The following is a 22,749-nucleotide window of genomic DNA, read 5'->3' as shown; positions in this document are numbered from 1 at the left end:
CTATCCTATCAGAGAAATTCAAGTGCAAAGCTTTTAACTCCCCATTAAATAAACGAAATCATCCGTGAAAATCTGTGCAAATCCATGGTTAAAAAATTCTTCGATTTTATTTTATATGTTTCAGGCTATCAAAAAAACTCTTCTGTGACCAATATGTTAATACCTGAATTAAACACCCAGTTTGTCATTCCCGCAGGGAATTTGAACATAGTATTAGAGAAGCAATAGAAAACCCGGTTTCTATCCTATCAGAGAAATTCAAGTGCAAAGCTTTTAACTCCCCATTAAATAAACGAAATCATCCGTGAAAATCTGTGCAAATCCATGGTTAAAAAATTCTTCGATTTTATTTTATATGTTTCAGGCTATCAAAAAAACTCTTCTGTGACCAATATGTTAATACCTGAATTAAACACCCAGTTTGTCATTCCCGCAGGGAATCTGAACATAGTATTAGAGAAGCAATAGAAAACCCGGTTTCTATCCTATCAGAGAAATTCAAGTGCAAAGCTTTTCAACTCCCATTAAATAAACGGAATCATCCGTGAAAATCTGTGCAAATCCATGGTTAAAAAAAACAAATGCAGACTCCAGCCTTCCAATGAGAAGTATACATTTAAAAATCTTTGATTTTTAGTCTCATGTGTTCTGAAATATTTTCAATCCATTCCAAAATTCTCCTGTGCTCGATGTGTTAACAAAGCAAATGCAATCATCCTTAAAATCAGCAGGGCTTAAAACCTCAAAGCCAGCAAAGCCCCGATTAGCGCAGGAATCATTACCACCATTCCGAGTTTTAAAAACGCCCAGCCGCTCATATCATAACCGTTTTTTCTTAACTCTTTCAGCCATAAAATCGTTGCTAAAGAACCTGTGATGGAAAGATTCGGACCAAGATCGATCCCAACGAGGATGGCACTTCGTACCGCTTCCGGCAGGTGAATGGCTGAAACCGTTGATCCGGCAATAAGTCCGGCCGGCAGATTATTGATAAGATTGCTTCCAAACGCAACGGCCAGACCAGCGAGCCAGGAAGTCGTTTCCGTCGCATGATGCGCCTCATCCGCCAGTTTTTGGGAAAGGGAATCAATAATTCCCGTTTGCTGAACAGCTTCTACCAAAACAAACAGGCCAGCTACCAACGGAATGACAGACCATGAAATATGCCGGGCAAACGCCACCGGATTTTTCCGGCCGGCTATGAGAACCAGAATGGTCGTACTTAGCCCGGCAATGGCCGTAGGTAATCCGAGATCCCAATTCATGAGGGAAGCAGAAAGTAAAACCAGGGTGGTAACAACAATTCCGGCCAGTGCCATCTTTCCTCCCGGCTGTAAAGGCTCTGCTTCAATATCAGAATTGATAGATTCACGCAGTAATTTTTTCTGGGTTAAAAAAAGCATCAGAAAGGTAAGTACTACCGAAATCATGGACGGCAGCAGATAGGTACTGAACCATACTCCCAGGGGTGGCATTTCTTTTCCGTAGATTACCAGGTTGGCCGGATTAGAAATCGGAAGAATGAAAGAAGCCGCGTTAGCAATAAAAGCACAGATCAGCAGATAGGGAAGGACATTTTTTACTTTCGCCCGCCTTACAGCAACGGCAACGGCAGGAGTTAATACAACGGCAGTGGCATCGTTCGACATGAAAGTGGTTACCATAAGACCTACCAGGTAAATCAGCACAAAAAGCCTGAAGGAAGATCCTTTGGAGAATCGTATCGCATGACAGGCCAGCCAGTCGAAAAGGCCCTCCCGCCGTGCGGATTCGGCAAGGGTCATCATTCCGATCAGGAAAAGATAGACATCAAGACCTTTCCCGATTCCAGTCCAGGCATCCTGTAAAGAAATCAGTCCGAAAACAAGCAGAAGCAAAGCTCCGGCAACGGCCCAGACCGCTTCCTGGATTTTATATGGCCGGATAATCACTCCGCCAATGGTAACTAAAGCAATAAAGTAGATGAAGAATTCATTGTTCATAATAAAGGGAAAAATAATCTTTATTTAATGATAATTAAATAGTAAATGATCTTGAAGTCTGTTTAAAATTAGTTTAAGGTATGATTTCCAGTAAATTATAGTGGTTATGCAACAGATACAAATCAAATCTTCCTGATTTGCGTGAGAGATTAAAACTCAAAAATAAGATCTTAATTAACCGGAAAAGTGTAATATTTTAATTTTAAGCGGGCTCTGAGCAGGCTTCGGAGGGCGCACATTCTTTTTTCATGGTTTTGGCGTTAATTAGCCATAATGCAATGGAAATGACGGCAATGCTTCCCAGAATAAGAAACGCAGAGCTGTATCCCATCTGCTGCGCAATCCATCCGCCAATGGCCGGGCTTAAGGCTGCACCGACTCCCTGAACCGTCATTACCGCACCCTGCCCGATATTGATCCTTCCCGTTCCGTTAAGAATATGCGCGACCAACCCCGGAACGGCAACACTCTGAAGTCCTGCTCCGATTCCGTCAAGGATCTGTACAGGATACAATCCCACTTCACCGATCATTTGGGAGGCAATAAATCCTCTTAGCGGAAGAGAAAGAAAAGAAACCAGCATGATCATCCAGTATCCGTTCTTTTCGGCAATTTTCATTCCTGCGATCGAAGCCAGGATCATAACAATCTGGGCAATTATAACGGTTAACGCCACAAACATATAGGCATTTTCCTGCATTTTAGAGGCTGCCGCCATTCCGTAAAGAGGAAGTAAAGCGCCATTGCCGAGGTGAAAGCATGCGAGTGCCGCTGCAAGAATCAGCAACGGTTTACATTTCAGAAGCGTGCTGAGCCCGCTCGCTTTCTCGTCCTGTTCTGCATCCGACTTCATTCCGCGCGCGGCTTTATTATCGATACTGTCTGCCGGGATCATCAGAACGCTGATGATCGTGAGAACACCAAATAAAGCGGCGAGAAGAACAATCGCTGTCATCCCCCATTTCAGTCCCAGATAACCTGATAGAGCCGCGCCCGCCACGTTTCCGGCATGGTTGAAAGCCTGGTTCAAGCCATTCTGCCTGTTGAATCCTTTCTGCTTTACGATTCCCAGCGTGATTCCTACTACCGCAGGTCCTATGGCAGCTCCTGCAATGGCGGTTGCTACCTGGGAAAGGCTGACTACCCAGAAGTTTTGTGAAAGTAGAATAAGAGCGGATGCAATAACGGTAAAAATTCCGGGTAAAATGACAAATCTCCGTTTATGATTGGTGGAATCGATCACAGCACCGGCTGGCGTTGTCATCAGCATTCCTGCCACCCCTCCCAGGGACATTACCGTACCGATGGGGCCGCTTTGCCATCCTTTTGAAAGCAGAAAAATCCCCAGAAAGGGCCCGATACCGGCCTGCATATCGGCCATAAAAAAATTTAGCGCCTTAAGGGCACCTAATGTACGCAGCCCGGCATGAGTGTTTTTTTTCATAGATAACCTCAGTATTAATTGGTTTAATCGTAAACAGAAAACCTTATGGAAAATGTAATCATGCCATCGTCAAAAGGTTTTCATATTCTTAATTTTGTGTGTAAGTGATATTTTGTAAGCCTGCCAAAAAGTATTCCAAATATGATCAGGATCATATTAATAATTTGAAATGACAAAGGTTGCCGATCAATAAAAAATATTTCCGGTCTTACTTTCCGGCATTTAAAAAAATTACAAGGACGAAATGCTTCAATTTAAATTCATTCTTAACGAAACATTTCCTAATTTTGCATAAGTGAAAAAACTGATCTCGATACTATTGCTTAGTCTATACTTGGTTTCTACAACCGAGCTGTATCAGTTTTTGAAAGTACCGGTTCTTATTGAACATTATCTGGAACATAAGGCAGAAAATCCGGCCATTACAATTGTTTCATTTTTTAAAATTCATTACGAAAACCCGGTAAAGGATTCGGATTACAATAAAGACCAGCAGCTTCCCTTTGCTTCGCATGCAGCGCATCTTGTGATTGTTTGTACACCGGCGACACCTTTTACTTTTCAGTTGTCCGACAAGGGTTCCAACCCGATTATTAAATCCAAACAGACTTTTTACAAAAGCATCTTTTATAATAAGGATATTCTCAATTCCATCTGGCAACCGCCGAAATCCTGTTGATTTTTTTCTGAATTATTCTCAAAAATATTTTTGAGAACGTTTTGATATTAGGTTAATCAACGATAGGTTCATTAATTTTTATCAGGCGATCAAACTTATTTATTCATAAGCATTTGCTGGAATAGTAAATTCGAATAGAGATATTTATCTATAGCATAGGTATATGTTATCTGTTATTTATTATCTGCATATGCTAATAAGCTCAACAAATCATTATGCTTACAAAAATCATTGAGTTTTCTGTAAAGAACAAACTCATCATTGCGCTGTTGGTTTTGGGACTGATAGGCATTGGCTCCTATCAGGTTACCAAACTTCCGATAGACGCAGTTCCGGACATTACCAACAATCAGGTTCAGGTGATCACGATTGCCCCTTCATTTGGAGCAACAGACATTGAAAGACTGGTAACTTTTCCCATAGAACAGGCAAACAATAATATTTCAGGATTAAAAGAGATCCGCAGTTTTTCACGGTTCGGGTTATCGCTCGTTACCATCGTTTTCGAGGATGATATCGATATTTACTGGGCAAGACAGCAGGTGGCAGAACGGCTGCAGCAGGTTCAGACCCAGATTCCGCAGGGAATCGGAACCCCCGAATTGGGGCCTATTTCCACAGGGCTAGGCGAAATTTTCCAGTATGTGATCCGTCCCGAAAAAGGCTACGAGAAAAAATACGACATCACAGAACTTCGTACCATTCAGGACTGGATCGTAAGACGACAGCTTCTCGGTGTAAAAGGCGTTGCCGAAGTCAGCAGTTTCGGTGGAAAACTGAAACAATACGAAATTGCCGTAAATCCCGACAGGTTAAATGCTTACGGAATTACCATCAACGATGTTTTCGATGCTTTAAACACCAATAACCAGAACACAGGAGGAGCTTATATCGAAAAAGGGCCCACTGTTTTATACATCCGAAGCGAAGGTCTCATCGGAAATATTGAAGACATCAAAAATATAGCGATTGCTTCCAAAACCAATGAAATTCCATTGTTCATAAGAGATGTTGCAGAGGTAAAAACCAGCTTTGCCACAAGATACGGCGCCATGACATTCAATGATCAGGGAGAAGTTTCCGGGGCAGTGGTGATGATGCTGAAAGGAGAAAACAGCAATCAGGTGATTAAAAACGTAAAAGAAAAAATTGCACAGATCCAGAAAACCCTTCCGAAAGGAGTGGTGATAGAACCGTTTCTGGATCGTACCAAAATGGTAAACAACGCCATCGGAACCGTAGAAAAAAACCTTACGGAAGGTGCATTGATTGTTGTATTTGTACTGGTTCTGTTCCTTGGAAATGTACGCGCAGGCCTGCTGGTGGCTTCTGTGATTCCTCTCGCAATGCTTTTTGCCATCTGTATGATGAATCTTTTCGGAGTCAGCGGAAACCTGATGAGTCTTGGTGCACTGGATTTCGGATTGATTATCGACGGTGCGGTCATTATTGTAGAATCTGTCCTGCACCAGTTCAGCCATAATTCAAAATTCAAAAAAATATTCTCCGTCGGAAAAGAAGAAATGGACACCATTGTTACCGATTCTGCCGGAAAAATGATGAACAGTGCGGTCTTCGGTCAAATCATCATCCTGATTGTTTATCTTCCCATTCTTACCTTGCAGGGAATCGAAGGAAAAATGTTCAAACCGATGGCTCAGACTGTCGCTTTTGCTTTACTGGGCGCATTTTTATTGTCGTTAACCTACATTCCGATGATGAGTTCTTTGCTATTGAGAAAAAGAAGCTCAAAGCCGAATTTATCCGACCGGATGATGAAAAAAGTAGAGAAAATTTATCTGAAAACATTACTTAAAATTTTAAGAGTTCCGAAAATCGTATTCTCCATCGTGGCTTTACTTTTCGTATTGGCAATTTTCATTCTCAGCAGAATGGGAGGAGAATTTATTCCTTCCCTTGAAGAAGGAGATTTTGCGGTAGAAACCAGAGTTTTGCCGGGAAGTAATCTGAATACAACCATTGAAAGTACCCAAAAAGCCGCTCATATTCTGAAATCAAGATTTCCCGAAGTACAAAAAGTCGTGACAAAAATCGGGAGCGGGGAAGTTCCTACAGATCCGATGCCGATGGATGCTGCCGATTTAATGGTGATTCTGAAAGACAAAAAAGAATGGACTTCTGCCTCTACATTCCCTGAACTGGCAGATAAAATGAGCAAAGAACTGCAGGACGTTCCCGGTGTAACGGTAAGTTTCCAATTTCCGGTGCAGATGCGTTTCAATGAACTGATGACGGGAGCAAGACAGGATGTCGTGGTGAAGATTTTCGGAGATGATCTTGACATTCTTTCCCAAAATGCCCAAAAACTCGGGAAAATTATTGAAACTGTAGACGGAGCGCAAAATCTTTACATCGAACCGATTGCCGGAATGCCGCAGGTAACTATAGAATACAACCGTCCTGTTATTGCACAATATCATTTATCCATTTCCGATATCAACCGGATTGTGAATGCTGCATTTGCAGGGCAGAGTACGGGTCTCGTTTTCGAAGGAGAAAAACGTTTCGATATGGTCGTTCGTCTCGATTCCAAAGTCCGTAAAAATGTGGATGATGTTAAAAACCTGCTTGTTCCGACCCCTTTCGGAAACCAGATTCCGCTTTCCCAGCTTGCAAAAGTTGAGGTGAAAAACGGTCCGAACCAGATTCAGAGAGAAAACGCACAACGAAGAATTGTGGTTGGCTTTAACATCAAAGGAAGAGACGTTCAGAGCATCGTGGAAGAACTTCAGGCTAAAGTTAACAAAGAAATAAAACTTCCAACAGGTTATTACATGACGTACGGAGGTTCTTTTGAAAACCTGAACAATGCAAAACAGCGTCTGATGATCGCCGTTCCGGTTGCTTTGGCGCTTATTTTTGTGATGTTGTTTTTAGCATTTGGCTCGGTGAAAGAAAGTCTGCTGATTTACACCGCAATTCCACTGTCGATTATTGGCGGCGTATTTCTTCTGGCTCTGAGAGGAATGCCTTTCAGCATCAGTGCAGGTGTCGGATTCATTGCCCTTTTCGGAGTGGCAGTTCTTAACGGAATCGTTCTCATTTCAGAATTCAACAGATTATACAAAAGCGGGATCCGCAATATCGTAAGAATTGTAATTGATGGCGGAGAATCCAGACTTCGTCCGGTTCTAATGACGGCTTTCGTAGCATCTTTAGGATTTATTCCGATGGCGCTCAGCAACGGAGCAGGAGCGGAAGTGCAACGTCCGCTGGCAACCGTGGTGATCGGAGGTCTGCTCGTGGCAACTTTCCTTACGCTTTTTGTACTGCCGCTTCTTTATGTAACTATTGAAAAAGGATTTAAAATGAAATCGCCATCATTTGTAAAACGCAAACGCCTATGAAGAAAACGCGATTACATATGACCTTTAAAAAATAATAAATATCTACATATGAAAAATAATCATAAAAATATAACGGCTGTATTCATTTTGCTATTCAGCTTTGCAGGATTCGGGTTGAAAGCGCAAACGCCAATTAATCTTCAGACGGCGATCAATACCGCACTGGAAAACAACAGAAATCTTAAAAACGAAAAGCTTAAATCTGAATATTCCAAAGCTTTGATAAAATCGGCTGATGATATTCCGCAGACTGGTGTAACGTTCGATTACGGACAGATCAACAGTGCGTACAACGATATGAAATTTGGCGTTTCGCAGAACATTGCTTTTCCGACCGTGTATAAAAAACAGAAAAATGTGTACACCGAAGAATGGAAAAAATCTTTGCTGAATGTTTCCCTGAAAGAATATGAACTTAAAAAAGCAGTCAGTCTTACCTTTTACAATATGCTGTACTGGAAAGAAAAAGAAAAACTGCTGAATGAAATCCTGCAACTCTACACCGATTTTTCCGACAAAGCGAACCTTCGTCTGAAAGCCGGGGAGAGCAATATTCTTGAAAAAACAACCGCTTCCAGCCAGAAATCGGCGATCGAAATTCAGTTAAAACAATTGCAGCAGGAATTAGCCGTTTTAAAGATCCAGTTTCAATGGCTTTTAAATACGGAAACCGATTTTATTCCCGAAGATTCAAAATCTTTTGCCAATTCTCTAAGCGGAGAACTGGCGGATCATCCTCTGCTCAAAATCTGGGAACAGCAGAAAAATATTTCCGCAGAACAGATCGCACTGGAAAAAGCGAAAATGCTTCCTGGTCTGCAATTGGCGTACAATCTGAACAGTTTTAAAGGATTAGGTCCGGATGATAAAATGTATAATGCAACGCCTCAGTTTCATTCGGTTCAGGTGGGTGTTTCGCTTCCTGTATTTTCTCGAGGTCAGAAAGCGAGGATTGAAGCCGCAAAAGTGGCGCAGTCCGTTGCTGAAAGTGAATTGAAAAATGCGGAATTCAATCTTCAGAATCAGCTTAAAAAAGCCAGAGAAATCTATCATTCCAACCTGGACATTGTTTCAAAATATGAAACTTCCGACCTTAAAAACGCAGTGGTCATTACCGAAACGGCGAAAAGGCAGTTTATCGGCGGTGAAATCAATTACCTCGAATTTGTGATCCTCGTGAACCAGGCGGTACAGCTTAAAAACAATTACTCCGATGCAGTCTGGAAACTTAACCAAAGTGCCATTGAACTGGAATACCTTACTTTAAATCCGTAAAAAAATGAAATCAATTTCAATATATACCTTATTAATCAGCTTTTTTGTATTCATTCAATGTAAAAAAGAAGAAGCTCCAAAGCAGGAAAAAAGCCTCCCGAAAGACGAAAATGTAGTGACTTTAACGGATGCACAGTTAAGAAATGCACCGATAGAGACGACCACGCTTTCGTTACAGAATATCGCTTCCACCCTGAAATTAAATGGAATGATCGATGTTCCGCCCCAAAATCTGGTTTCTGTAAGCATTCCGCTTGGCGGCTATCTGAAATCCAGCAATCTCCTTCCGGGAATGCCGGTTTCCAGAGGTCAGGTCATTGCGGTGATCGAAAACCCGCAGTTCATCCAGCTTCAGCAGGATTATTTAATGGCAAGATCCAAAGCACATTTTGCGGAACTGGATTATAACCGTCAGAAAACCCTGAACCAAAGCCAGGCAAGCAGCGACAAAGCAATGCAGCTCGCCCAATCTGAAATGAACAGCCAGCGAATTCTGATGAACTCCCTGGCGCAACAGCTCAGACTGATCAATATCAATCCGGGATCCTTAAAATCAGGAAACATTACGAAAAGCGTTCCGGTGTACAGTTCGATCAACGGTTTTGTAAGCAAAGTGAATGTGAATATCGGGAAATTTGTAAACCCTTCGGATGTGCTTTTCGAGCTTATTAATCCCGATGATATCCACCTGAATCTTAAAGTATACGAAAAGGATCTGGAAAACCTAAAAAAAGGACAGCGTTTTGAGGCATACACCAATGCCGATCCGGCCAGGAAATATTACGGCGAAATTCTTCTCATCAGCAAGGATATCAGCCAGGGCGGTCTGGCGGAAGTACATTGTCATTTCGATAAATACGATCACAGCCTGGTTCCGGGAATGTATATGAATGCCGAAATTGAAACCAGCACCTCTTTTTCCAATGTAGTTCCGGAAGAAAGCATCGTTAATTTTGAAGGCAAAGACTTCGTTTTTGTTGAGGTTAAAAAGCAGACGTACCGATTGACTCCGGTTACTTTGGGAGAAACGGAAAACGGATTTATCCAGATCCTCAATTTTGATGATTTTAAGAATAAAAAGATCGTGACCAAAAATGCTTATACGCTTTTGATGAAGCTTAAAAATACGGAGGAAGAAGAATAAATATTAAGTTTAAAGTAATTTGATATCATTATTCGTCAGTTAAATATGTAAAGTCTGTCTGAAATAATTTCAGAATTAATTTACACAAGTTTATAATTTAAACAATAAACTAAAGCTGAACAATTTATTGAACATTTTAGCGTTATAATCCGGATTAATTTAAAATCATTCTTAACAGAAGATTTTATACCTTTGATTAGGTGAAAAAGTTGGTTTCCATATTGTTACTATCCTTATTCTTGGTTTCTACAACCGAGCTGTATCAGCTTTTGAAGATTCCTGCTCTGGTAGAACATTACTGGGAACACAAACAGCTTAATCCGGAAATGCCGCTGATTGCGTTTTTCAAAGCACATTACGATCATCCTGCAAAAGACGGAGATTACGGTAAAGACAGAAAACTGCCGTTTGTAATTCATTCTGCACCGCTTACTTTGGTTTTTACCATCAATCCGGGCTTTTATTTTGAAACAAAAACGGAAAATTTCAGATCACTGAAATCGCATGAAATTCCTTCAAAAGACGAAGATTTCTGCTACAAAGGATTCGCGGGATCTGTCTGGGAGCCACCGAAATCGATTGCTTAATTCATTTACCATTTTTTGATTTCATTTAATCAAAATCCATCGTTTATTATCAAAATCATTATAAAATTTAAAATAATGAAAACAATATTATCAGCCATTCTTATGGTTGTATTTTCCTTTGGTTTCCACGCGCAAAACAGACTGGAAAACGCAAAAAAAACGGCTGCAGAAAACAAAGAACTTATCCTGCTTAATTTTTCGGGTTCTGACTGGTGTATCCCGTGCATTAAACTTCATAAAAATATCATCGAAACAGAAGATTTCAAAAAACTGGAATCCGATGGTGTGCTTGTGTACATCAATGCCGATTTTCCACGAAATAAGAAAAACCAGCTTTCGGCAGATCTGAAAAAAGAGAACGCTTCTCTTGCCGACCAGTACAATCCGAAAGGTATTTTCCCATATACCATTCTGATGAATGCGGACGGAAAGATCCTGAAAAGCTGGGAAGGGCTGCCTTCGGAAAATGCGCTGGCTTTTACTGAAGAAATAAAAGAGATCAGGGAGAACCAAAAACCTTAAACTATGCTGAGAGAATTCAAAAGACCCCGGAAGCTGATGGGGAATGCTTTTGAAATTACCGTGGTAAGCGATGATGAAAATGCTGCGTACGGTCATATTGAAGATGCCATTGATGAAATCCGCAGGATCGAAAAGCTTCTTACGACTTACAATGAAGAAAGCCAGACCAACCTTATCAACCGGAATGCCGGTGTGAGGCCTATAAAGGTAGACCGGGAAATCTTTGACCTCATTGAAAGAAGCCTCCGCATCAGCAGGATAACGGATGGGTATTTTGACATCTCTTATGGCGGGATCGATAAAAGTTTCTGGAACTTCGACCGTGAAATGAAAGAGCTTCCGGATCCCAAGCAGATTAAAGATCATTTGAAACTAGTCAATTATCAGCATATTATGCTCGATCGGGAAAATCAGACCGTTTTTCTCAAAGAAAAAGGGATGCGCATCGGCTTTGGCGGAATTGGGAAAGGATATGCCGCAGAAATGGCCAAAAGAATTCTCCTTGAAAGAGGCGTAAATTCCGGCATCGTGAATGCTTCGGGTGATCTGACCACGTGGGGAAATCAGGCGAATGGAAAACCGTGGACGGTAGGAATTGCCGATCCCGACAACGCCGGACAGCCTTTTTCCTATATGAATATCACAGATATGGCCGTGGCAACGTCCGGGAATTACGAAAAATTTGTGGTTATCAACGGTAAAAAATATTCACATACCATTAATCCGAAAACGGGAATGCCGGTTTCGGGTGTCAAAAGTGTCACCGTTTTTTGCCCCAATGCAGAAATTGCCGATGCCATGGCAACCCCTGTCAGTATTATGGGGGTTGAAGCAGCACTCAATATGGTCAACCAGATCAATCATCTGGAATGCATCATCATCGATGATCATGATACAATATATTCCTCTCAGAATATTAATTTAAAATATTAAAAAAATGAAACATTTCATAAAACATATCCGGAAAATTTCCAATTTATTAGGGCAGCTAAAAACGATGTTCGTAAATTTCAGAAAAACATTCGTTTTTGCCTCATGTATGTCTTCCACTAATGCGAGTCACTTTGAGCTTGTCGAAGAGTCCGCTCAGGTCGGGCTGCATAAATTCAACACTTTACATTACAGAACAATTGCTGTTCTTTCGATATTGATAATCCCGTTTTTGAATTCGTGCACAACCGTAAAAGAGTACGAAAAAAATAAACTCAACGATGCCGAAATGGTTCTTGGAAACCGTACCATCGAAAAAACGGAACTCAGCTTCCAGTCTTACCGTGAAGGTTCTTCGGGAGCCAATGCCGGAAAAGTAGGTGGCGGCTGCGGCTGTAATTAAGAAAAGAGAAATTGTAAAATGTAATTGTGATTTAAAATGAAAAGAATTATCATCAGTGCCCTTGCTCTTTTCGGGATCTTTAATGCCAAAGCGCAGGAAAATACCAATAACGAGCAGCCTAAAAAGCTGACTTTCGATGAAGCTAATTTAGTATCGAGCTATTATAAACAGGATGGAAACAACTCGGCAGTAACCGGCGGAATCGGTACGGAGAAGCTTACCGATATTTCCAATGCCATCGACGTAACGGTGGTGAAATACGATAAAAAAGACAGGAAAAACAAATTTGGGCTAAGTGTCGGCATCGACCATTACACCTCAGCTTCTTCCGATATGATCGACCTGAAGGCCAATTCGTCGGCTTCTCATGCCGATACCAGGATTTATCCTGCGCTCAGCTGGAGCCGGGAAAATGAAGCCAAAGGTACCACGCTGATGGCCGGAGCTATGTTTTCCACGGAGTTCGATTATCAATCTGTCGGGGCCAATATCGGATTTGCAAAAAAAACAGGCGACAGAATGGGCGAATTTACTGCAAAATTCCAGGCGTATATCGACCAGGTAAAACTCGTGACCCCCATTGAGCTGAGAACAAACGGAAGTACCGGTGGCGAACATGAAAATTACGGAACCAGCGGCAGAAATACTTTTGCGCTTTCATTGGCCTATTCGCAGATCATCAACCAGAATTTTCAGGTTGAGCTTTTGGCGGACGGGGTTCAGCAGACCGGTTATTTAAGCCTGCCTTTTCACCGGGTCTATTTTACGGACAACTCGGTACATCAGGAAACTTTGCCGGATAAAAGATTTAAAATTCCGGTAGGTGTACGGGCCAATTATTTCCTGGGCGATAAAGTAATCCTGAGAGCGTATTATCGTTATTACACCGACGATTGGGGGTTGAAGTCGAATACCTTCAGCCTGGAAACCCCGGTAAAGATCTCACCGTTTGTTTCCGTAAGTCCGTTTTACCGGTACTATTCCCAGACGGCGGCTAAATATTTTGCACCTTACCAGCAGCATACGGCTTTTGACGATTACTATACCAGCAATTATGATCTCTCGAAATTCGACAGCCATTTTTACGGAGCCGGAATCCGGCTCAATCCCAAAAACGGTCTCTTCGGAATCCAGAGGCTGAATATGCTGGAAATCCGGTATGGGCATTATACGAAATCCGTAGGGATGAAATCTGATATTATTTCCTTAAATTTAAGGTTCAAATAATAGCCTATGAAATTATTAACACTATCTGCTTTGATCTGTTCGAATATTATTTTCGGGCAGATCGAAGCGGATTCTTCCGGTATCGTCCGGCAGAGCATGAAATATGAAGACCACGTTTATAAACCAAGTTATAAAAAACTTATTGTTCCAACAGTTTTTGTAGCCTTCGGTGTTGCGAGTCTTACTTCTGATGCATTGAAGAATCTTAATAATTCGACCAAATACGAAATCGGAGAACATCAGCCTAAACATATTACGCTGGATAATTATACACAATACGTTCCTGCCGCAATGGTGTACGGGTACAACCTCGCCGCGATCAAAGGGAAACATAATCTGAAGGAGCGAACCATTATCTACGGAACCTCACAGCTGATTGCCGCTACCATCGTTCTTCCGCTGAAACACCTGGTAAAAGAGGAACGTCCGGACGGTTCCAACCGCCTTTCATTTCCTTCCGGGCATACGACCACTGCATTTTCATCGGCGCAGTTTCTGTTCCGCGAATATCAGGATGAAAATATCTGGCTGGCTGTTTCGGGTTATCCGGTCGCACTTTTTACCGGAATTTACAGAACACTGAACGACAAACATTGGGTTGGCGATGTAGTTGCCGGTGCCGGATTCGGGATCCTGAGCACGGAGCTGGCTTACTGGCTGTTTCCTTTTATCAATAAGCATCTGAGTAAAAAAGATTCCAAAAGCTTTACCTTTATCTATCCCGTTCTGCAATCGAAAAACGTAGGCGCAGGATTGGTCTTGAATTTCTGAAAAATAAGGAAAACCTGAGTCGGCTGGAAGAAAGAAACTGAAGGTTTCCGGATAGTATATCACAGCCAATCGTCCTGACAACATTGAATTTAGAACCTTGAACCTTGAATCATAAATTATGCATCACCAGTTAGAAAAACATTATGTCAATAGAGTAGGGTGGCTGCGGGCAGCAGTTTTAGGGGCCAATGACGGTATACTGTCCACTACGAGTATCGTTATTGGCGTGGCCGCAGCTTCCCCCGACCGGAATACCATTATCCTCGCTGCCCTTGCCGGGATGATTGCCGGGGCTATGTCCATGGCCGCAGGAGAATATGTTTCCGTAAGCTCGCAGGAGGATACTGAAAGAGCGGACCTTCTCAGGGAAAAGCGGGAACTGGAAGAAATGCCGGAAGTAGAATTACAGGAACTGGCCAAAATCTATGAAAAGCGGGGCGTGAGTAAAGAGACCGCCCTGCTTGTAGCTACCGAACTTACTGCTCATGATGCTTTGGCTGCCCACGCTCACGACGAACTGGGAATTAATGAAATTACCCAGGCTAAACCGCTGCAGGCGGCAATGGCTTCCTTCGGTTCGTTTGCGCTGGGAGCATTGCTGCCGTTTGCGGTTTCCCTCCTTGCGCCTATCCAGCAGATGGTTTATTTCCAATACGCTTTCTCAATTATTTTCCTGATGATCCTTGGTGCCGTTTCGGCCAGAACCGGTGGTTCAAAAATTGGGATTGCCGTCATGAGGATCTGTTTCTGGGGAACCATTGCCATGGGCGTAACGGCACTGATCGGACATTTGTTCGGGGTAACGGTTTCATAAATTGGCAATCAGGCGGGCTGATATCATCTGTGAAAATCTTAGCAGATCAGTGGTTAATAATGCACAGATTTTTAAGTTTTCAGACGATGCTTAACTCCGGTAAATAATTAATCGAATATTTTATCATAGCGGATGAGATCATGATTTTGATCATATTTTAAATGCTGTTTTTACAGTCGTTTCCGTATTTTAACGTATGGTACCCCGTTCTAACGGCATTATGGGAAAAATAAGGTATGTGTTTTTTGACCACGGGATCACCATTTTTATTCTGTTAAGAATCTTTTCTGGAATTTATGGGCATAATATTTGGTCTGCTAGAAGATGACGAACAAAGATTTTAAAACCCGTACATCATCGGGGTTCGATCGCTATATGTGCAAGTAATTATTATGCTTTATGGATGACAATAATCTCGAACTTTATTTAAAAGCGCTGGATTCCGCAAATTCAGGAATTATTATAACAGACAACCGTCTGCCGGATAATCCTATTATTTACTGCAACAAGGCATTTGAAAAAATTACAGGATACAGCCATGAAGAAATTATCGGCCACAACTGCCGTTTCCTCCAGATGAAAGACCGTAGTCAGCCTGAACGTGCAATGTTAAGGGAACATATCATAGAAGGGAGAGAGTGCAGGGTTGAGATCAGGAATTATAAAAAGAACGGTGATCTGTTCTGGAATGAATTATATATTTCTCCTGTAAAAGATGAAAACGGTTTGATAACCAATTTTATCGGCGTACAGAATGATATTACCGACCGTAAAAAAGCAGAGCAGGATCTTCGCGAAGAAAAAGCAAGTGTCGAAAGAAAAATAAACGAACGTACCCAGGAACTTCAGGAAAATGAAGCCTTTCTTTCCAGTATTATCCAGACGGTACGCGAAAGTCTGTTGGTACTTGATCCTGACTTCAGGGTGATAAGTGTCAATTCCTATTTTCTGAAAACTTTTAAAGTAACGGAAGAAGAAACCATAGGAAAAGTTCTGTATGAACTCGGAAACCATCAGTGGGATATAGATTCACTGAAGGAGTTGCTGATTAAAATACTTCCTACCAATAATCCGGTGATCGATTTTGAAGTTGAACATGATTTTCCGTATATCGGCAGAAAGCTGATGCTGCTGAATGCATACCGGATTGAATTCGACGGCCAGTATAAAGATAATATTCTTTTGGCCATTGAAGATATTACGGACAAGAGAGAGATTGACCGTCGTAAGGATGATTTCCTCTCCATTGCCAGCCACGAGCTTAAAACACCTTTAACAACAATCAAAACATTGGTACAGCTGCTTGAAAGAATGATGGATAAGGGAATAGACGACAAATTCAGGTCTACACTTCACAAAGTATCCGTCAACATCGAAAGACTGAATAACCTGATTACGGAACTGCTGGATACTTCCAAGATCCATTCCGGAAATATCGATATTAACCGAAAACCATTTGATATCAACGCCCTGATTCACGAGACAGTAGAAAACAGCCTCTATAATGCTTTCTCTCACCGTATCGAGATCAAGGGTAGTACAAATGCCATTGTAGAAGGTGATGAAATAAAGATATCGCAGGTATTGAACAATATCGTTTCAAATGCCGTAAAATATTCTCCTGAGGCAGATAAAATAGAGATTCTTCTCGGTAACGTGGGGAATTTCGTAAAAGTCTCGGTAAAGGATTTTGGCGTAGGAATTGATTATGATGACAAATCCAAGATTTTCGAAAGGTTTTTCAGAGTAAAGAATGTACAGCAGAAGTTTTCAGGGTTGGGTATCGGGTTATATGTAAGCCAGGAAATCATAAAGATGCATGGCGGTACAATCTGGGTGGAAAGCGAGTTGGGAAGCGGATCTGTTTTTAGTTTTACATTACCGATTTTAAAAATGAAGAAAAGTGAAAAATAAATTAATATTAGTGTGCGATGATGAAGAGGGAATACTTGATGTGGTAGAAATGATGCTTGATGCTGAAGGTTTTACGGTAAAGACCGAACTCGAAAGTGCCCATGTTTTTGACCGTATAAAGGAGCACAATCCTGATCTGCTGATCGTAGATCTGTGGATGCCTGTTATGTCGGGAGATGAGTTAATCCGGAAAATAAGGGGAAATGAAGAAATGAAATCCCTGCCAATTATGGTGATGTCTGCCAGCCGTGACGGTGAAGGCATTGCTTTCGGAGCAGGAGCAGATACTTTTATATCGAAGCCATTTGATATCAATGCCTTTGTGTCTAAGGTGAATGAGCTGATTAGTTAGAAAACCGATTACCCGTATAGTGTTTTATTTTGTGAAATTATACTCTTATTCTCCATCAGCATGTTAATACGGAAAGAGAAAAAAAGAAAGATTCTTATTTTTGACGATGATTTGATGACCCTTGAAGTCATTTCTATAATTTTCAGTGAAAAAGGGTATGATGTTTCGGTGTCCGAAACCACTTACAATCTGCTGGAAATTGTAGATGAGATCAAGCCGGATTTAATTATTATGGACAACTGGATTCCGGACAGGGGCGGGGTTGAAGCAACCCTTCTTCTGAAAAATAGTAAGAAATATTCGGCAATTCCGGTGCTTTTTATCAGTGCGAATATCGATATTGAAAAGCTGGCCGGTTACTCTTATGCCAACGATTATGTTCAAAAACCTTTTGATCTGGATCATTTTGAGCAGAAGGTTATGTTTCTTCTGAATATATAACTGCAATTGGTGGCAAGTAAATATTATCCATACCGCTTTTTCCAATCTGTTTTCATGTGTTTATATTCGGGAACTGCCTCAGCTTCTTTCCATTTTTTATAGAAAACCTCGGCAGATTTTGCCTTTTCAGGATCTCCTGTTCCGCGTTCCGATTGTTCATAGTTATTTGAGGAATCGTATTTTTTTCCTCCTTTGTAATTGAAATACCGCCGCGCCCGTGTAAAACCCATCTGCAGATATTTCCGTGACATATCCGCACCCACAAAATCATTTTCTTTCAGGTATTCGAGGAAAAGACCGAATATGTTCTCCGAACTTTCCAGGGCAATTTCCCTGTTCTTAAAACGCCAGTATTTGCCGATTTCGCTTTTATACGGTTCACATATGAGTACGCCTTGTTCTCCTTTTCCAACCCGGTATAATTCAGGATGCTGACGGTAATCAACATCAGGTTTCCATTCATAATTACCGGCATCAAAGTTCAAATAGCTGGGGGTTTCTTTTTTCATAAATATAAGAGTGAAATTGGGACTGATGCTCTTCAGATGTAGAAGATTTTGTAATTAATTATTTCTCAAAAACAAGGCCATACTAATAAAAAAAGATGACTGTCTTATCATAAAAAATAAGAATACCACGGAAGATGGCATAATAATTTCAGGGCTATCAGCTGAGCAAAACAGGACAATTATGAATGAGAAATTTATCAGGATATTAGGATGGGTAGCTACGGTAACAGCTATGGCCATGTATTTTTCTTATATTCCCCAGATCTCCGGGAATCTGAACGGCCATAAAGGCGACTGGCTCCAGCCGTTAGTTGCTGCTATCAACTGCAGCCTTTGGGTAACCTACGGATTTATCCAGAAACCTGAGAAAGACTGGCCAATTGTGGTAGCCAACTCACCAGGTGTATTTTTCGGATTATTTGCGTTTATCACTGCGCTGTAAATCATCCAGTAATTCTTTTCGGGTGTTTTAAAATTTTATTCAATATTTCAGGTATTTTTGCTTAATGTGCTTTATGCGAATAAAACAGAGTTTATTCTTCATCTTTTAATGTTGAAAATATAACTAAGGAAAGTCGCAGTCTCGGATATAACATTAAAAAATGTAAGGTTAAAAATAATGCTTAGATATTGTGATATTTTTGGATTATTAATATCCGTACTTTTAGGCATCTTCACTCTCATAACGTTCATCGACTTCAAGGTTATAAGAATTTTCTCTTGAACTGTCGTCATTTGAGTTTCTTTCCAAAGCGTTTTTGAAAAAAGTGGATTTTCCCGAACCTGTATTTCTTCTATTACTATTTGATGGTATGCGGGTTGATCTTCAACAACTGCACCATAAGATTTACCAAAAGTGAGATATGCTACCTTCTGCAGGTGGATGTGCCAATCTACTATTTATGTGTGCTTTGCGATTTGGATTCCTGTAGTCAGCTGTTGGCTTGCTAATTGATATGAAAAGATGTATTCAATATTGCTGTCGGTGAGAAAATTTGTGTTATTCTTTCTTTTAATCTGCTTTTCCTTTGCACATGGACAGGAGAAGCGGGATTCACTGTATTACAGAATAGAAAAATTCTCGGACAAAAGAAAGTTTACCCGGTTTCTCCACCGCTTTATTTTCCGTAGGGAGCCAGATTCTGCTTCCGTAAAGACCAGTACGGAGAAGCAGGTACAGCAGACCTACGATGGGAAATACATCAGGCATATCCGTATAGAAACCATCGACCCTTTTGGGTACGGTTCCGGTGACAGGAAAGAAAAATCCAAATGGTACGACTGGTTTACTAACCACCTTCATTCCAATACCAGGCTTTCAACCGTTAATAATTACCTGCTTTTTAAAGAAGGGGAGGAATATAATGCGCAGAAACTGTATGAGTCTGAACGTCTGTTGAGAGGAATGCCTTTCATTAACAGGGTAAACATAAGCGTTTCCGACAGTACTTCGGGTAAAGACTCCATCGATGTTGTGGTAAAAGTACTGGATTCCTGGAGCCTGAAGCCCAGAGCCAATTATTCAGGCAGTAAGATCGGAGTTGGCGTTACCGAAGAAAATCTTTTGGGGCTGGGGCATGATGTCGATTTCCTGTACCGTAATGATTCCAGGGAAAAGCAGGATTATTTTCTCGGAAGTTATACGGCCTATAATCTTTGGGGTTCTTACATCAATGCCCAGGTGTTGGGTGAACGTGATTTTTATAAAAATGAAAGGATCAACGTAAACGCAAGAAGAGATTTTTTCTCGCCTCTGACCAAGTGGGGAGGTGGTTTTACTTTTGAATACTTTATGCGGCACGTACTGCTTCCGCTTCAAGACAATACCGTTTTTCCGGAAGTACAGATCAAAGTCTACAGCCAGGATCTCTGGGGTGGTTACCAGATTCCGGTTTCCTCAAACCCGGAGACTCGGATTTCCAGCAATATTGCACTTATCGGAAGGTTCCAGAACTACCAGTACAAGGATAATCCTTCTATCGATCAATATCAGTATTTTACTTCCTACAGCAGCCTGCTGGTATCGGCCGGACTGGTCCAGCGAAAATTTTCCATTGAAAAAAATATTTTTCAGTACGATTTGCCGGAGGATATTGCATACGGCTATTCGGTAAATCTCACTTCGGGATTTCTGGCCAGAAGCAACACATTAATACCGTATGCGGGAATCTCAGCTTCCTACGGCGATTTTACAAAATTGGGATACTTTACTGTAAAAGCCCAGTTCGGAAGATTTTTCAGCGAGGACCGCCAAAACCGGGAATCTTTCCGGCTGGACGGTACTTACTTTACCAATCTTACCGACTGGAAGTTTGCCAAAGCACGGCATTTCTTTTCCCCGACACTGGCTTTGGGAAATCCACAGCATAACTATTCATACAGAGACCGCATTAATCTTTCCGGGAGTGATGAGTTTCCTGTGTATAACAGCGATTATATAGGAACCAAAAAACTGGTGCTGCGATATCAGCTGCAGCTGTTCGTCAATAAAGCATGGAAAAATTTTCATTTCAGCCCCTATATTACAGCTGCTGCCGGCTGGCTGGCTATGCCCGATGAAAAGCTTCTGAAAACCAATGCAAATACGAAAATAGGAATCGGTGTACTCATCAACAATCCGTTTCTGGTTTTCAACAGAATCCAGATCTCATTTACGTATTATCCGAGGGTCCCTTTTGACAATAACCAGGTTTTCGATTTCAACAGCAACCGGAACAATGTTCTTCCGTTAAATGGTTTTGGTACAGAAATCCCACACTTTGTGAATTTTGGGAATTAATACGGTCTACTGCTGTTTTAAGATGAATTCAAAGTATTTTTTATTTAATTCATAAATGAAAAGAAGTGCTAAAAATTTTAAAAGAGATTTGTCGGAATTGAATACGGTCGGGTCGGGTAAAAATTGATCCTTAAATGATAATAAGACACAGGATACATGGATATTATTAAGAATTTTCATTAAATCTTGTTTATAATAAAACAAAGATCAACTTTAATTATTATTTTTGCAGAAATTAAATCTCCCGGTGAAATTTTATTCATGTATCGTGGCTGTATTTTGCAGTCTGCTTTTTCAGGCCCAGCAATTGGATATTAAAAAACTGTCAGATAAAATCTATCTTCTGAACAATGGTTTACAATATAAGAAATCTCAGGATACGCTTATCGGGCTGCTTCAGAGAGAAGATCTTTCGCCGAGGGACCATATTGAAGTAAATATCCTGCTTTCAGCCACATACAAGAGATTACAGGATTATACCTCCGTAAATTACTACCTTTCCAAAGCCTTGGACATTGCCAAGGAAAATAACTGTAGGGATCTTTACAATATCATCAATTCCCATTTTGCATTCTCTTATTTCGATACACACGATTATAAAAAAGCAGCCGGGATTATGGAGCAGATTGCCGATCAGGACTATAAATACCTGCCGGCAGAAGATAAATCCAAGATCCTGATGCAGGAAGGGTACATCAGGTTTCTTGATGAAAATTTCCAGGCGGCAGAAGAATATTACCGCAGGGCTTCTTCTTTGATGATGCAGGATAACGCTTGCGATTTGCCTATTGTTTACGGAAAGCAGATACAGCTTTATTTTGCAGAGAATAATATTGCAAAGGCTTTAGAATATTACAGGACAGGAGTTTCCAGGGCAAAACGGTGTAATATACTGAAATATGAAATGTATCTGGCTGAGGTCATGATGAATACTTATAAGGAGCGGAAAGATGCGGACAATGAACTGAAGTTTAACCATATCTACGATTCTCTGAGCAATATCTACAAACCCACGGAAAATCTTCAGGCCCTTCATTTGAACCGTGAAATAAAATCCAAAGAAAATGAAGAAAAGGAGAAAAAAGAGAAATGGAGAATCTTTATTATTTATACCCTGGCAACCCTTGTACTGGTATTTATAATCATCATGATTGTAAGGTATATGCTGAAGTTGAAGGTGAAAAACAGGGAAAATGAAAGAGTAATCGATGAAATGAGGCAGTTGCTTGCGGAATATGAAACTGAAAAAGCCAGAAATATAGATCAGCAGTCAAAGCTTACCTCCAAACAGCAGCTGATGCTGGAAATGATAAAAGACGGAAAAAGCAATAAAGAAATTGCCATTCATTTTAACATTACCGAAAGTACGGTAAAATATCACATCAGGAATATATTTGAAATCCTCAACATCAAACGCCGAAGCGAACTGAGATAAAACGTTGCTTTTAATACCGGTGAGTTTATACTTAAACCCGTATGAAAAAATTATCAGTTTAAACAGATTTTTTATACGGGTTCCTGGGCTTATGTGATGTACGGTTTACATCCTTTACCGATGAAGATGCTAAACTTTATAACCTTCATGTGGTAACACGATAAAATTTGCAT

The 22,749-nt window shown here is 40.9% G+C and carries 18 protein-coding genes and 1 pseudogene; 16 read left to right on the top strand and 3 right to left on the bottom strand.

All coding sequences use genetic code 11. The annotated features are described in order from the left end of the window. Positions 1–734: 734 nt before the first annotated feature. A complete protein-coding gene (locus ACED20_RS19230) occupies positions 735–1,982 on the bottom strand; it encodes an arsenic transporter (protein ID WP_378106374.1) in 1,248 nt (415 codons plus the stop codon). A gap of 202 nt (positions 1,983–2,184) precedes the next feature. After that, positions 2,185–3,426, bottom strand: coding sequence for an MFS transporter (locus ACED20_RS19225; protein WP_378106372.1), 1,242 nt, complete (start codon positions 3,424–3,426; stop codon positions 2,185–2,187). Between the two features lie 295 nt (positions 3,427–3,721). Here ACED20_RS19225 and ACED20_RS19220 point away from each other — a divergent pair, with 295 nt between their 5' ends. The 13 genes and pseudogenes from ACED20_RS19220 to ACED20_RS19160 all read left to right on the top strand — a co-directional run bounded on the left by ACED20_RS19220 (position 3,722) and on the right by ACED20_RS19160 (position 17,853). Further along, complete coding sequence (locus tag ACED20_RS19220; protein ID WP_378106370.1) at positions 3,722–4,105, top strand: hypothetical protein; 384 nt, start codon at positions 3,722–3,724, stop codon at positions 4,103–4,105. Positions 4,106–4,320: 215 nt separating this feature from the next. Next, positions 4,321–8,748 (top strand): annotated as a pseudogene (locus ACED20_RS19215) (CusA/CzcA family heavy metal efflux RND transporter). Between the two features lie 4 nt (positions 8,749–8,752). Then, complete coding sequence (locus ACED20_RS19210; RefSeq protein ID WP_294308770.1) at positions 8,753–9,892, top strand: efflux RND transporter periplasmic adaptor subunit; 1,140 nt, start codon at positions 8,753–8,755, stop codon at positions 9,890–9,892. 200 nt (positions 9,893–10,092) lie between these two features. Next, positions 10,093–10,479 carry a hypothetical protein gene (locus ACED20_RS19205; protein ID WP_294203232.1) on the top strand — a complete coding sequence of 129 codons (387 nt, stop codon included), beginning with the start codon at positions 10,093–10,095 and terminating at the stop codon, positions 10,477–10,479. Between the two features lie 75 nt (positions 10,480–10,554). Beyond that, entirely contained in the window at positions 10,555–11,001 is a 447-nt protein-coding gene (locus ACED20_RS19200) for a thioredoxin family protein (RefSeq protein ID WP_295222481.1), read from the top strand. Between the two features lie 3 nt (positions 11,002–11,004). Next, positions 11,005–11,934 carry an FAD:protein FMN transferase gene (locus tag ACED20_RS19195; protein ID WP_294308767.1) on the top strand — a complete coding sequence of 310 codons (930 nt, stop codon included), beginning with the start codon at positions 11,005–11,007 and terminating at the stop codon, positions 11,932–11,934. A gap of 196 nt (positions 11,935–12,130) precedes the next feature. Beyond that, complete coding sequence (locus ACED20_RS19190) at positions 12,131–12,334, top strand: DUF4266 domain-containing protein (RefSeq protein ID WP_294203241.1); 204 nt, start codon at positions 12,131–12,133, stop codon at positions 12,332–12,334. A gap of 36 nt (positions 12,335–12,370) precedes the next feature. Beyond that, positions 12,371–13,561, top strand: coding sequence for a DUF3570 domain-containing protein (locus ACED20_RS19185; RefSeq protein ID WP_294220004.1), 1,191 nt, complete (start codon positions 12,371–12,373; stop codon positions 13,559–13,561). A 6-nt stretch (positions 13,562–13,567) separates the two neighbouring features. Beyond that, a complete protein-coding gene (locus tag ACED20_RS19180; protein ID WP_345765874.1) occupies positions 13,568–14,332 on the top strand; it encodes a phosphatase PAP2 family protein in 765 nt (254 codons plus the stop codon). 118 nt (positions 14,333–14,450) lie between these two features. Then, positions 14,451–15,146 (top strand): VIT family protein, encoded by a 696-nt coding sequence (locus tag ACED20_RS19175; RefSeq protein ID WP_345765873.1) that lies wholly within the window; start codon positions 14,451–14,453, stop codon positions 15,144–15,146. Between the two features lie 399 nt (positions 15,147–15,545). Then, positions 15,546–17,060, top strand: coding sequence for a PAS domain S-box protein (locus tag ACED20_RS19170; RefSeq protein ID WP_294226446.1), 1,515 nt, complete (start codon positions 15,546–15,548; stop codon positions 17,058–17,060). Beyond that, positions 17,050–17,412: a PleD family two-component system response regulator gene (locus ACED20_RS19165; RefSeq protein ID WP_294198566.1), complete on the top strand. Its 363-nt coding sequence runs from the start codon at positions 17,050–17,052 to the stop codon at positions 17,410–17,412. Before ACED20_RS19170 ends, ACED20_RS19165 begins: the two co-directional genes overlap by 11 nt. A gap of 60 nt (positions 17,413–17,472) precedes the next feature. Beyond that, positions 17,473–17,853: a PleD family two-component system response regulator gene (locus ACED20_RS19160; RefSeq protein ID WP_378106365.1), complete on the top strand. Its 381-nt coding sequence runs from the start codon at positions 17,473–17,475 to the stop codon at positions 17,851–17,853. 23 nt (positions 17,854–17,876) lie between these two features. Here ACED20_RS19160 and ACED20_RS19155 read toward each other — a convergent pair whose 3' ends face one another. Then, positions 17,877–18,362, bottom strand: a complete 486-nt coding sequence (locus tag ACED20_RS19155; protein ID WP_294226443.1) for a DUF4385 domain-containing protein — start codon at positions 18,360–18,362, stop codon at positions 17,877–17,879. 181 nt (positions 18,363–18,543) lie between these two features. Between ACED20_RS19155 and ACED20_RS19150 the strand changes: the two genes are divergently transcribed. The 3 genes from ACED20_RS19150 to ACED20_RS19140 all read left to right on the top strand — a co-directional run bounded on the left by ACED20_RS19150 (position 18,544) and on the right by ACED20_RS19140 (position 22,576). Further along, a complete protein-coding gene (locus ACED20_RS19150) occupies positions 18,544–18,804 on the top strand; it encodes a SemiSWEET family transporter (RefSeq protein WP_294226440.1) in 261 nt (86 codons plus the stop codon). 522 nt (positions 18,805–19,326) lie between these two features. After that, complete coding sequence (locus ACED20_RS19145; protein WP_294198575.1) at positions 19,327–21,141, top strand: hypothetical protein; 1,815 nt, start codon at positions 19,327–19,329, stop codon at positions 21,139–21,141. A 226-nt stretch (positions 21,142–21,367) separates the two neighbouring features. Beyond that, a complete protein-coding gene (locus ACED20_RS19140) occupies positions 21,368–22,576 on the top strand; it encodes a LuxR C-terminal-related transcriptional regulator (RefSeq protein WP_294225019.1) in 1,209 nt (402 codons plus the stop codon). Positions 22,577–22,749: the final 173 nt, after the last annotated feature.

The organism is Chryseobacterium sp. sg2396 (genome assembly GCF_042610505.1).
Lineage (GTDB): Bacteria > Bacteroidota > Bacteroidia > Flavobacteriales > Weeksellaceae > Chryseobacterium.
The sequence above is the reverse complement of the archived record's forward strand: the minus strand, read 5'-3'. Positions and strand labels throughout refer to the sequence as shown.